Below are 13,078 nucleotides of genomic sequence, written 5' to 3'. Positions count from 1 at the left end.
TTTTAGGTATAAATAAATGTTATTTAAATTGTTATAATTATTATACAATAATTTCAATAAAGTATCATAAGAAATCGTATTCATATTTATTAAATAATAAAATAAAAATAATTAAGTTCAGTTTCAATCTAATATGTTACAAATATAACTCATTTGATTTATCCTGCTGTGTTAATTTTAACAGCAATTTTAGTAATAATTGATTTAGGTATATACCAAAAACTAAGTGCCTCAATAGAAAAATAAGATATAATTTTAATAATTTAAACCATGGAGAAACTATGATTCGAAAGATTTTTTTATCATTAATTTTACCACTTTTTTTGTTTTCTCAGACTAATACTCAAGAGCCTGTAAAACTAATAAAACCAGAAGATCAAGAAAATAAACAAACAGAAGTCGTTATCAATAACAACTCATTAAAAGCAGTAGAAAAACAAACAATAGAAAAGACTAAAGAAACTAAAAGTGAAGAGCAAAAACAAATAGAATTACAAAATAAACTTTTAGATTCAGTAATTGAAAACATAAATAATGAGTCTTTACTAGAAGCATCAGACAATGAAAAAGATTATAAAAAACAACTAACTTTACTTTCAAATAAAATTACAATAAACAAAAGAGCAAACAACTCTCTTGCAGTTACAAGAGATGAACTTAAAGTGATTTATTTAAAAGAAAAAAGATTATATGAGCAGACTTTAAAGAATATCATTAAAGGAAAAAGAGAGTTTAGAGAAAGACAATATTTTGTAAATTTACTAGAAAATAGTATAGAAAAAATGAAAAAAACTTCTTTAGAAAAGTATGAAGCTATTTATGAAGAACACAAGGACTATTCAAACTATATTTCTGAAGATTTAACAAAAAACTATATAAATGTTTATAACCAAAGACATACCCAAGTATTTGTACTTGAATATCTAAAAGAAAATATATCAAAATTTAGGAAATCAAACTTTTTTGTTGATGAGTTTAACCTAAAATATTTTGTAAAAAAGATTGATGAAATACAAGGTGTCTCATTTATATCAAACCTAACATCTTATCACTTTAAGTTTTCAATTGGTGAGCTTGTTGTAGTGATATTTATTATTGCATTCTTTAGACTTTTAAATTTAAAAATTATCTCGCTATTAGCTACATTTATTGCAAAAGTTTTTGTACAAAGAAAAAATACAAAAGATGAAGATGATGATACAGATGAAATACGTGCATATTTAAAAGAGTCAATCAACACACCAATGATTTATGCCTTATATTTACTTGCTATTCAAATATCTATATATATTTTGATAAAAGATCCTATATTAATTGAAAAAGTGATACCTTGGATAAATACAATTTATATGGCACTTCTTACATGGGGATTATATGCTATTTTAAACAATAGTATAAATTACTATGCACAAAATTTACTTGAAAAATATCCAAATGTAAGAAAAGAGATGATTGTTTTCATCTTAAGAATTATAAAAATTGTATTAATTCTTTTAGTTATACTATTTTTATTTTCACAACTTGGTATTGATATTAAAGCCATAGCAGCTTCGCTTGGGGTTGGGGGTATAGCTATTGCCCTAGCTTCTAAAGATACTCTTACAAACTTCTTTGGATCTCTTAGTATCATGACTGATAACTCTTTTTCTCAAGGTGATTGGATAAAATCAGGAGACATTGAAGGAACAGTAGTTGATATAAGAATGCGAACTACAAGAATTAGAACTTTTGATAATGCTATGATTACAGTTCCAAATTCACAGCTTGCAAACACTCATATTATGAACTGGTCAAAAAGAAGAATTGGTAGAAGAATTCAAATGAAAATAGGAATCACCTATGAATCAAAAATGGATGACATAGTTCAATTAAGAGAAGATATTTATGAAATGCTTATAAATCACACAGGTATAGCTACAAGTAAAAATGCTCAATTAACAAGTACTAGAAAGTTTGAAGCTATAAAAAGAGAAGACTTACAAGGTGTAAAAAGAACTCTTTTAGTATATATTGATGAGTTTGGACCATCATCTGTAAATATCTTAGTTTATTGCTTTTCAAGAAGTCCAGATTGGGAAGAGTGGCTTACAGTAAAAGAGGATGTTTTAGTAAAGATTTCAGAGCTTACAAAAAAGAATAATTGTGAGTTTGCATACCCTACTCAGGCACTTTGGTTAAAAAAATAACCAGAGTGTATTATTTATGTCAGAATTGTGTCATTTTAATTGAAAATAAGTCTCACTTAAATTAAGTATAAGATTAACTCATCTATAATTCTATGTTATACAAGGAGTTATATATATGAATATTAAGAAAAAATCTCTAGTTTTAGCGAGTACCTTTTCATTACTTGTTGTTTTAAATGCAGCAGGTTTATTTTACTCATTTAGTAAAATAGAAGAAGCAAATGAAAAAACAATAAATGACACAAAAGTATTAAGTCTATATAAAGACTTAAAATATATTCTTAAAAACTTACAAGAAGTTGCTACAGATACTGCACTTGTTGCAGATCCTGAGGGTTTATATGTAATAGATGAGTTAAAAGAAGAGTATTCAAAAACTCACAAACAAATAGATAGTCAAATAACTTCACAAGATAATAAATCGCAACTAGAGAATATTGATTCAAAATTAAATTCATATATCAAAAACTTAAAAGCCATGGGTCAATATGGTATTGAAAAATTTACTGCAAGACAAGACTCTCTTTTTGAGATGAAGAAGTTTGACAAAGCTGTAGATGATATAGAAAAAAGTATCAGTAATATTACATCTTCAAACTATGACAACTATACAATGATGAAATTAAAATACCAAATTGTGTCAATACAAGAAATATTAACAGATGCCTTAGCCGTTGGAGATATAAGTGGCTTTGAAGAAGTAGATAGCATAAAAAAGGACTTATTTAGACACCTTGATGATATGCAAGTAAAAAATACCATTGAAGCTATGATTCAAGCTGGTAAAAACATGGCTCAAAAGGGTGAAACTTTTAATATTATGGAAGAGAAAGTAAATAGTTCAATGGTTAAAGTTGATGAAAATTTTGATGCTATTGAAAATTCAATTTTAACTATTGAAAGAGAACAAACTTCAAATCTAAACACAACACTAAAAGAGAGTAATCAAGTTATAGAAAATGCTGAGAAAATAGCAATTGCACTAACTATTGCTCTATTTATTTGTGTAATGTTCCTACTTACTATTATCAAAGGTATTTTATCAAGTGTTGAAAAACTAAATGATGGAGTTGAAAACTTAGTAAATAATAGTAATTCAACAGGAACAAAAATCAACCTTCAAAGCAATGATGAACTAGGGAATATTGCTAAAAACTTTGATTTATATATTGATAAATTAGAGCGAAATGCTAATCAAGATAAAAAAGTAATTGATCAAGCAAGAGTAGTAATGGGTAAAGTAAATGTAGGTCTTTATAATGAGAGAATAGAACTTAAAGCTTCATCAACTGATATGCAAAGACTTGTAGATGAAATCAATGGAATGATAAATAAAACTCAAGCAAATCTTACAACTTTATCAAATGCTCTAATTGAACTAGCAAATGCAAAATATGATAAACCTATTCCTAGAATTGAAGGTGTTACAGGTCTTATAGCTTCACTTTTAAGTGGTACAAAAGTAACTCAATCAACAATCAATGAAGTTATGGCACTTATTGATAACTCAAATAAAAGACTTACATTTAGTGCAAAAGACTTATCAGAAGCTTCTGAGGAGTTAAGTAAAGCTTCTAATCAACAAGCAGTTGCACTAGAGCAAACAGCTGCAGCAATTGAAGAGGTAACTTCAACTATTGCTATTAGTTCAGAAAACTCTTCAAAGATGGCTGCTCATGCAAGTGAAGTTACAAAATCAAGCCAACTTGGTAAAGACTTAGCAAGTAAAACTTCTTCATCAATGGATGAACTAAGTAATGAAGTTAATACAATTAATGAAGCAATTACAGTAATTGACCAAATTGCATTCCAAACAAATATTTTATCACTAAATGCAGCAGTAGAAGCAGCAACAGCTGGTGAAGCTGGAAAAGGTTTTGCTGTTGTTGCTCAAGAAGTAAGAAACTTAGCCTCAAGAAGTGCAGAAGCTGCAAATGAAATCAAGTCTTTAGTTGAAAGTGCTACTTCAAAAGCAAAAGAAGGTAAAGAAGTATCGGCACAAATGATTGATGGATTCAATAATCTTGACAAAAGTATATCTACAACAATTGAGCTTATTGATGAAGTTGCAAATGCTTCAAAAGAACAACAAGAAGCAATGAATCAAATCAATGATACAGTAAACTCACTAGACCAAGCAACACAAAGTAACGCTCAACTTGCTTCAAATATCAGTCAAATGGCAAAAACAACACAAGAGCTATCAGTACAACTTCAAGGGGCAGTTGATAGAACGGCATTTGATCCTGATGCAAAAAGAAGAGTATGTAATACTGATTACATTTTTGATTTAAATAAACTAAAATCAGATCATATCAACTTTAAAAATGTAAATTTCTGTGACTGTAAAGTAGGAAATAAATTTACTGTAAAAGACCACACGCAGTGCGATATGGGTAAATGGCTTATTGCAAGTGAACAACAAGGCTTAGATTTCACAAAAGGTGAATTGTGGGAAGAGCTAAAAACTACGCATCAAAGATTCCACCATATGGTTCAAGATAGTGTTGATTTATATGCTGAGGGTTATGAAAATGGTCAAATAATCTCAGTAACTGAGAATATTGAGTTACAAATAAATGTAATATTTGAACTATTAGACAGGGTAAAAGAACATAATTGTGATTTAGAATTCCAAAAAAGAAAGAGGTAAAAATCATGTCAAGAGAAACAGTACTTAAAGATGATGCTTTTTTAGTAAGCGAAACAGATGCAAAAGGAATAATAACTTTTGCAAATGAACAATTTTGTGATATAGCAGAATATAATCTTGATGAGCTTATAGGACAACCTCACAATATGGTAAGACATTCAGATATGCCTAAAGCTGCCTTTGAAGATTTATGGAAAACTGTAAAAAGTGGAAAAGTATGGCAAGGTTATGTAAAAAACAAAACAAAATCAGGTGGATATTATTGGGTATTTGCAACTGTATATCCATATAAAAATGAAGCAGGTGAGCAATGCTATATGTCTTGTAGAAGAAAACCTGAAAGAAAAAAAATAGATGAAGCTATACAGCTTTATAAAACACTAAGATAGTTTTATGAGATTATAGGTTCTGGCTTTCCAAAGTAAAAACCTTGTGAAAAGTCAACACCTAGCTCTTTAACCTTTTGATGAATTTTTTCATCTGATACAAACTCTGCAATAGTTTTTATACCATTTTCTTTTGCAAAAATAATAATAGACTTTACAATACTTTGATTATATTTACTAGTTAAAATATCCTTAATTAAACTTCCATCTATCTTTATATAATCAGGTTGAAACACATTTAACCTTTCATAATTAGAGTAACCACTTCCAAAGTCATCTATTGATATTTTTACATCACCCGCTATTTTTACAAGTTCAATAAAAATTTTTATAGCTTCTAAATCTTGTACTTCCTCATCTTCTAGAAGCTCAAAAGTTACTCTTCCTTTATTCTCTTTCATAGTAACTAGTTCAAAAAGTAAATCACGAATCTCTAAATCTTCTATATCTGATGAAGATAAGTTAATAGATATTTTTATAGTTTTGTTCCTATGAAGAATCTTACTAGCATTTTCTATTACTTTTTTTGTTAAGTCATGATAATAACCAGATTTTTTAGCTACATCTAAAAAGAAAAAAGGAGATATTATCTCTTCTTTTGAATTTATAATTCTAAGCAAAGACTCATACTTTTCTATAGTTTGTGTTTGGTTACATACTATTGGCTGATAGAAAGATAATACTTTTCTTTCAGAGTTCAAAGCATTTTTTATTAAAGTAAGAGTTTTTAGTTTTTCTTTTGCTTCTTTTTGTTTTTCTTCATAAAAACCATTTGAAAATAGAATATTCTCTTTTTTATCATTTTTAAGTTGTCTTATTCCAGTAATAGCATCATCAAAAAGATTATTCTTATCATATGAGAAACTTAAAAGAATATCCATATCGTATTTATTACCTTCAAATAAAACATCATTTCTTTTTAAATTTATAAGTAATTTATGCAAATATATATTTATATGTCCCGCATTTAGTTCTTCATTCTTTAGAAAACCAAATAATCCTCCACCTAAAATATATACTCTATCCACACTTAAAGCTTTAGGAAAACATTGAGCAAGGACTTTAGAGAAGACCTCTTCAAATTTATCTCTTTGAGATTCTGTATAAAATTCTTTTAATATCTTGTAGTTATTTATATTTGCTAAAATTAACACTGGTGTTGACATGTTTTTTATATCATCAAGAAGTTGTCTTTTAGGATTCATAATATCTGTAATATCATGTCTTATTCCTATATACTCTATGATTTTACCATTAGAGTCTACTATAGGTTCAATTACAGCATCTACATAATAAGCTTGACCCTTTTTATTTTTATTTTTTATAGTACCAAACCAAGGTTTTTTTTCATCTTTTATTGTATGCCATAAATCTTCATAAAGTTTTGAAGAAACATCTTCATGTCTTACTATATTATGTTGAATTCCTATTAATTCATCTTTACTATAGCCTGATATTTCTTCAAACCTCTTATTCGTATAAGTAATAACACCATTTGTATCTGTCTTTGATACGATAGCACTTAAATCCACTACCTTTTTGTATTGTTCTAAAAGATTAACTACTTCTTTATTTTCTCTTTCTAAAAGAATAATTTTATATATTTTATTTATTGCGTCATGTAAGCTTTTAAGATTTATTGGTTTAATAAGGTATCTATCTATACTTAAATTTATAGCATTTGTTAAATAATCACTATCATTAAATGCAGTTAATATTACTATTCTAGAATTTTCATCAAATTCTTTTATTTTTTCACTCATTTGTATGCCATCCATTTTGGGCATACTTATATCAGAAATCACTAAATCTGGCATATTTTCTTTATATAATTCTAGACCTTCTTCACCATTTTTTGCTACATGAAGAGTTCTTACTCTATTTTTTAAAAAATATGATAGTTCCTCTCGGATGTCCTGATCATCTTCAACATATAAAAGAGTGATCTCAAATATCGATTTCAATAGTAACCTTATAAATTTTATTTGTCATTATATAATACAATAATGCCTATTAAATAAAGGTAGAAAAGTTATTTATCAACTAAATAATCTGCTTTTGATTTTAATTTATCTTTATGAAGAAAAGACTTTTCTCTATCTGTTAGCTCACTTCTTGATGACATTTTTTTATTATTTGAAGTATTTTTTTCTTTTATACTATTTTTTGTTACAACTTCTGTTTTTTTAAAAAGCGTTAATACTAAATATATAGAAAAGGTAAGATTAAAAATAACAATCATCCATTTTATAATAAGTGCTAATTCTAAAAATTCTAATTTATCTTTTAATTTTAAATATTCAACTATGTCAGAATAAATTGCATTAGCAAAAATAGCAATTAGTAAAAGAAGAGCAATTAAAATAACTCTTTTTCTAAACTTATATAAATAGTACCAAAATAGTGCAGACTTTACTTGTTTAAACATCTAAAAGCCTACACAAAAAAGTTAAGACCAAGAGCAGCAAGAGCTACAACTAAAGACTTTGTTTTTAAATCATCCATAATCTTTCTTTCTTCATCAGCAATAATTATTTCGAGTTCATCATCACTAAAATCATCAAAGCTCTTATGATTCTCTACAAGCCTAGCTTTTGTAGCTAAAATAGCTTTTTCTCTTACCTTTAATCTAATAGCTTCTTTTACTTGTTCACTTTTTAGCTTAGGATAATCAAAAGCCTTTGTAGTATTTTCTGATGCTATATTTAATAATCTGCTTGATTTTTCTTTTAACTTATCTTTTATACCCATAATTTATTCGCTTTTTTGTTTTTTGTATTATAGCATTTGAAGATTAATATACTAAATTACTACTTTTTTATTTCACTAGCACTTTTGATTATATCAACCCCAAACTTTGTTCTTAGTTTTTGTACTTGATTTGTAAGTGCTCTTTTTTTCAGATCCCCTTCATACTCAAAAAGATTGTATGTATACTCATTTACTTTTGCAAAGTTTGATACTGTTATATTAAGTTGTACTACACCATGTGTCGGATGAATGTCATTTTCTAAAAAAAGATTTGTCATTGCTTCTTTAAAATCTGTTTCATTAAATATTCTATTTACATTTATATAGTTTTTTGATTTGATTTTATATTCGTATTTTATTTTTATTGCATATGTCAAAGGATTTACATTTGCTTTTTTTACTAAAAAACATAAATATCTACTAAGAATCATAACTCTTCTTTTAAGTTCATCCCTATCAAATATAGGATCAAAACTTCGTCCTATTCCTATTGACTTTTTTTCTCTCTCTAAAGTTAGTTTTGTATCTCTTATTCCACATATACGATTATATAAATCAATTCCTGGTTTTTTCCAAGAATAAAACAGCTCTCTTTTTTTTCTTATATCCCCTAAGGTTTTTATTCCATAACCTTTAAGTCTTTTTTGAAAGCCTTTTCCAATTCCAGGAAACTCTTCAATGGGAATATTTCTAGTAAAATTTGCAATATGATCAAGACCTACATATTTAACTCCATCAGGTTTTGCATACTCTGTTATAAGTTTTGATAAAAACTTAGTATTTGCAATACCTATTGAAATAGGAAGTTTCAGTTCTTTATAGATTTTCTTTTTTAGATTATAAGCAAATTCAACAATCTCATCTTCATCTATATACCCTGACACATCACCAAAAAACTCATCTATTGAGAACTGTTCAACTAAAGGTATTTCTTTTATAAGTAGCTCTTTTAACTTCTGAGATAATTCATGGTATAAAGGATAGTTTGGAGAAAGCATTTTCAAGTTTGGGCATAGTTTTAAAGCTTCATTTACGCTCATTGCAGTCTTTACTCCAAAAGCTCTAGCTTCATATGACGAAGTAGTTATAATTCCTCTTATTTTGCCATTTTCATCTACAAAGTAATCTTGAAAACTTTTTTCTCCCTCATTTGTAAGAATAGTACTTACAAAAGCTCCTGAATTTGAAGAGATTTTTCTTACTTCTTTTTTTGATGAGAAAATATTAAGATTACTCCGTCCTCCAACCGCAACTGGAATATGTTCTAAACTATTATCAATAGTTCTATGAGCTGATACGAAAAAACAATCTAAATCTAAATGTAAAAACATTTTGCAAGTATAACTCAAAAATTTGTTTGCATACAGATATCTTACAAATTGAAATATTTTTATTTTTAACGCTCTTTATGCTAATATCTCAACAAAAAAAGGATACACCATAGCTACTTGTAAAAACTGCAAAAGAGAAATCGAACCAAAAAAACGACAATGCCCTTATTGTGGTATTTTAAATCCTACTGTAACACTAAAAGATATATTTATTACTCTTGCTTTTGTATTAGTTGTGATGGGTGCCGTTACGTTCTTTACAAAACTATAATTGACAGGCATTTGTATTTCCATTATAATATGTTATAAATATTGTTACAATTATAACTTTTTACAAAAAGGAGTTTGCAATGTTAAATAAACCTATACAAATAATTATATTATGTTTTATAACTCTTTTACCAATATCTGCTAAAGAACAAATCATAATCCCAACAGATGATTGGCCTCCCTTTCGTATAACACAAAACAACACCTATTCTGGAATTGATTTTGATTTATGGAAAGAATTAGCAAAAAGACTAAATACTCAAACAGAATTTAAATACTACCCATGGGCTAGAAGTTTAGCAAATATGAAAAATGGTACAGTTGATATGATGAGTGGTATAGCTATAAAAAAAGAAAGACAAAAATATATAAAATATAGCTCAGTACCTTACTACTCATGTTCTCCTGTATTTTATACTCAAAAAGGTTTAGGTAAGACTATCAAAAATTATAAAGACTTAAAACCTCATTTAATAGGTTATGTAAATAATTCTATATATTTCAAAAAATTTGACAATGACAAAACACTAAAAAAAAGAGCTGTAACAAATGAGAAACAACTTTTAAAAATGTTAGCTTTAAAAAGAATAAAAGTTATAATTGGGACAGATTGTCAAGCAGATTATGAAATAAAAAAATCAGGATTTCAAAACATGGTAGAAAAAACTGATTATAGACCCGCTAAAAAGCTAGACTTATACATAGCAATATCAAAGAAGTCTGCATTTATAAATAGGATGGATGAAATCAACCAAGCTTTAAAAGATATAATTCATGAAGGAAAAATAAAAGAGTTTGCAAGTAAGTATTATAAATAGAGCTTAAAAAGGAAAAGCTTAAAAGCTTTCCCATTTATTTTCTTCATTAATATTTTGCTCTATTTTTGTACTTATACTTCTATTTTCTAAGGTTACAGTATTTCTATCTTTAGCTTCAATTTTTATACTATCTTTACCTTTAAACTCTTTATTATTTGTATCAGAAACAATTGCTTTTGATATAACATCAGTTTCTTGAGCTATATCATTTGTATTTTGAGCAATTGAGGCATTTTCTTGTGTTTGTTTATCTAATCTTGCTACTGTTTCAGTAATTTGAGAGATACCTTGTTGTTGTTCACTTGAAGAAATAGAAACAGACTCAATTAACTCAATAGTACTATTAATATTTGTACTTAAACCAGTATATCCACCAATCATAGAATCTGCAATCGCTTTACCTTCATTTGCTTTGATATTTGCATTTTCAACAAGCTCTTTTATCTCTTTTGCAGCTTCTGCTGATCGTGAAGCTAGATTTCTAACTTCTTGTGCAACTACTGCAAAACCTTTTCCTGCTTCACCTGCTGTTGCTGCTTCTACAGCTGCATTTAATGATAAAATATTTGTTTGGAATGCAATTTGATCAATTACAGTAATAGCATCATTAATAGAACTTACTTGCTCATTTATCTCATCCATTGCTACAGTAGTTTTTTGTGCAAGCTCTTCACCTTGTTTTACTGATTGAGTTAATTCTTGCGCATTTGTAGACATTTTCTGAACATTTTGACTATTAGAAATAAGGTTTGAATTTATCTCTTCAAGTGCAGCAGATGTTTGCTCAATAGATGCTGCTGCATCATTTGTGTTATTTGACAATATTTCTACACTTGTTAATAAAATATCAGAACTACTATCAAGTTTCATACCATTTGTTTTATTTTCAAGGAGCATTTGAGTTGTAGCATCACCTAAAGAGTTAACACCCTGTGCTAACTGTAAAAGTTGTTCTTTTAGAGCACTATTATCAACTCTATTTAAATAGTTATAGTTCGTATACTCTTCCAGTACAGCTAAAATATTTTGAATATTTGCTTCTAAATTTTCACCCATCTTATTAAGAACATTTTTTAATTCATTTAATGAAGGATTTAATGAAACTGTATTTATTCTTTTAGATAAATCACCCTTTTCAAACTCAGAAAGAATTGAAACAGTTTCATTGATAAGCTCCCTATCCTTTTCAATAATATCTTTTGTTTTGTTAATATTTTTGTTTACAACTTTAGACATTTGTCCAATTTCATCCTCTTTTGAATCATCTAAATGTTTCACTTCATTTATTTCATTGTTTAAATATTTAAAGAATGACATTAAACCTTCTTCAAAATTTTTCAAAGGTTTAATAATAGAGTTTCTTAATAGTAATACTGAAATAAATATAATCACAAGTAAAACAACAAAAGATATTGAAGCTAAAATAATATTTATTTTTACTATATCTTGAAGTGCTTCTTCTTCATCAATTTGAGAAATCACACCCCATTGTTGTCCAAATACTTTTAATCCAGAATAAGCACTTAAGATTTTTTTACCTTCATTATTTTCAAGAAGAATTCCACCTGATTCATTTTTTAAAGCCTTTGAAATTGCTTCATTTTTGATTTCATAAAGTCCTATTGTTGTACCTGATTTTTTAACATATTCAGCATCAAATGTTTTTAAATGTCTGTGATTATTTCTCATTTTATAATCACTTGCAATTAAAAATGAATTACCACTTTCTCCTAATCCAGCCTCTTTATACTTTCCATCAAAATTCATAATTCCATCAATTACCTTTGTTGGAATTTGAATAATAAGGTTTCCAACTCTTGTATTTTGATTATTAAAAATAGGTGCTGCGATAAATGATGCAGGAGAGTTATAGCTTGGTTCATATGGTTTAAAATCAGAAAAAGCTGTTTCTCCCTTTTTTAAACTATAAGCTTTTTCATTAATCTTTGCAATAGAACTATTTGAATAAGGACCATTTTTTAAGTTAGTTCCAAAATCCTTTTCTTTAAAAGTACTATAAACAATATTTCCTTGTACATCAACTAGAAAAATATCCGCTAATGAAAACTTTTTTAGAATTTCATTAAATGTCTCATGGTATCTAATATGAGCAAAAGCATAGTTATTAAAGAATAAATTAGACTGTGTTAATTTATTTTTTTCTCCAATTTTTTCTTCATTTTTTACAATAAACATATATTGTGCAAGAATACCATTTGCATTTTTGGGAAGATACTCACTAGTACTTCTTTTTGATTGAATATTTGGCAAATTGAAATTTATATCTTTTATATATAAATTATCATAATGAGATGAAATCTCTTTTTTCACATCAGCCATATTAATTTCACCACCAGATTGAGCATTCATAGTGTAGAAGCCTTTAATAAATTCTTTCATAGCATCTTGTGTAGATGCTGAATTTGCCGTAGAAGTAATCAATCCTGCAATATTTTTAAAATAAGAGGAAACATGTTGTTTCTTAGCTTCTGTTATTGATTTTAATTGTGCTAATTTTTCCTCTTCTGAGTGCCTAATACTTTCAGTTATACTAATTGATAACATAATTATAGAAAGAATTAGTAGACTTCCAACAATTAAAGACATTAATTTAAAACTGATTGATGCTTTTTTCATCACTCACACCTTTTAATGATTTTATTATACTATATCATTGAAAAGT

The 13,078-nt window shown here is 27.3% G+C and carries 9 protein-coding genes; 4 read left to right on the top strand and 5 right to left on the bottom strand.

Annotation, left to right across the window (positions count from 1 at the left end; translation table 11 throughout):
- The first annotated feature begins 281 nt into the window (after positions 1 to 281).
- The 3 genes from NJU99_RS03735 to NJU99_RS03725 all read left to right on the top strand — a co-directional run bounded on the left by NJU99_RS03735 (position 282) and on the right by NJU99_RS03725 (position 5,228).
- A complete protein-coding gene (locus NJU99_RS03735) occupies positions 282 to 2,186 on the top strand; it encodes a mechanosensitive ion channel family protein (protein WP_254577390.1) in 1,905 nt (634 codons plus the stop codon).
- Positions 2,187 to 2,301: 115 nt separating this feature from the next.
- Complete coding sequence (locus NJU99_RS03730) at positions 2,302 to 4,839, top strand: methyl-accepting chemotaxis protein (protein ID WP_254577389.1); 2,538 nt, start codon at positions 2,302 to 2,304, stop codon at positions 4,837 to 4,839.
- Between the two features lie 5 nt (positions 4,840 to 4,844).
- Entirely contained in the window at positions 4,845 to 5,228 is a 384-nt protein-coding gene (locus NJU99_RS03725; protein WP_254577388.1) for a PAS domain-containing protein, read from the top strand.
- A 2-nt stretch (positions 5,229 to 5,230) separates the two neighbouring features.
- On the opposite strand, the gene NJU99_RS03720 is transcribed toward NJU99_RS03725, so the two are convergent.
- The 4 genes from NJU99_RS03720 to NJU99_RS03705 form a co-directional block, all read right to left on the bottom strand.
- Positions 5,231 to 7,189, bottom strand: coding sequence for an EAL domain-containing protein (locus NJU99_RS03720; RefSeq protein ID WP_254577387.1), 1,959 nt, complete (start codon positions 7,187 to 7,189; stop codon positions 5,231 to 5,233).
- 68 nt (positions 7,190 to 7,257) lie between these two features.
- Positions 7,258 to 7,653: a hypothetical protein gene (locus tag NJU99_RS03715; protein WP_254577386.1), complete on the bottom strand. Its 396-nt coding sequence runs from the start codon at positions 7,651 to 7,653 to the stop codon at positions 7,258 to 7,260.
- 8 nt (positions 7,654 to 7,661) lie between these two features.
- Entirely contained in the window at positions 7,662 to 7,976 is a 315-nt protein-coding gene (locus tag NJU99_RS03710) for a hypothetical protein (RefSeq protein ID WP_254577385.1), read from the bottom strand.
- A gap of 59 nt (positions 7,977 to 8,035) precedes the next feature.
- Positions 8,036 to 9,307, bottom strand: a complete 1,272-nt coding sequence (locus NJU99_RS03705) for a DNA polymerase Y family protein (RefSeq protein ID WP_254577384.1) — start codon at positions 9,305 to 9,307, stop codon at positions 8,036 to 8,038.
- Positions 9,308 to 9,657: 350 nt separating this feature from the next.
- Here NJU99_RS03705 and NJU99_RS03700 point away from each other — a divergent pair, with 350 nt between their 5' ends.
- Entirely contained in the window at positions 9,658 to 10,395 is a 738-nt protein-coding gene (locus tag NJU99_RS03700) for a substrate-binding periplasmic protein (protein WP_254577383.1), read from the top strand.
- An 18-nt stretch (positions 10,396 to 10,413) separates the two neighbouring features.
- On the opposite strand, the gene NJU99_RS03695 is transcribed toward NJU99_RS03700, so the two are convergent.
- Positions 10,414 to 13,032 (bottom strand): methyl-accepting chemotaxis protein, encoded by a 2,619-nt coding sequence (locus NJU99_RS03695; RefSeq protein WP_254577382.1) that lies wholly within the window; start codon positions 13,030 to 13,032, stop codon positions 10,414 to 10,416.
- Positions 13,033 to 13,078: the final 46 nt, after the last annotated feature.

It is taken from the genome of Arcobacter roscoffensis, from assembly GCF_024267655.1.
Taxonomy (GTDB): domain Bacteria; phylum Campylobacterota; class Campylobacteria; order Campylobacterales; family Arcobacteraceae; genus Arcobacter_B; species Arcobacter_B roscoffensis.
Note: the sequence above shows the minus strand (reverse complement) of the source record. Positions and strands in the feature narration are given on the sequence as shown.

Bases quoted from the DNA above. Each gene is read 5' to 3' on its own strand.
- NJU99_RS03735 (WP_254577390.1), top strand. From the start codon at position 282: ATGATTCGAAAGATTTTTTTATCATTAATTTTACCACTTTTTTTGTTT.
- NJU99_RS03695 (WP_254577382.1), bottom strand. From the start codon at position 13,032: ATGAAAAAAGCATCAATCAGTTTTAAATTAATGTCTTTAATTGTTGGA.
- NJU99_RS03700 (WP_254577383.1), top strand. From the start codon at position 9,658: ATGTTAAATAAACCTATACAAATAATTATATTATGTTTTATAACTCTT.
- NJU99_RS03730 (WP_254577389.1), top strand. From the start codon at position 2,302: ATGAATATTAAGAAAAAATCTCTAGTTTTAGCGAGTACCTTTTCATTA.
- NJU99_RS03715 (WP_254577386.1), bottom strand. From the start codon at position 7,653: ATGTTTAAACAAGTAAAGTCTGCACTATTTTGGTACTATTTATATAAG.
- NJU99_RS03705 (WP_254577384.1), bottom strand. From the start codon at position 9,307: ATGTTTTTACATTTAGATTTAGATTGTTTTTTCGTATCAGCTCATAGA.
- NJU99_RS03725 (WP_254577388.1), top strand. From the start codon at position 4,845: ATGTCAAGAGAAACAGTACTTAAAGATGATGCTTTTTTAGTAAGCGAA.
- NJU99_RS03710 (WP_254577385.1), bottom strand. From the start codon at position 7,976: ATGGGTATAAAAGATAAGTTAAAAGAAAAATCAAGCAGATTATTAAAT.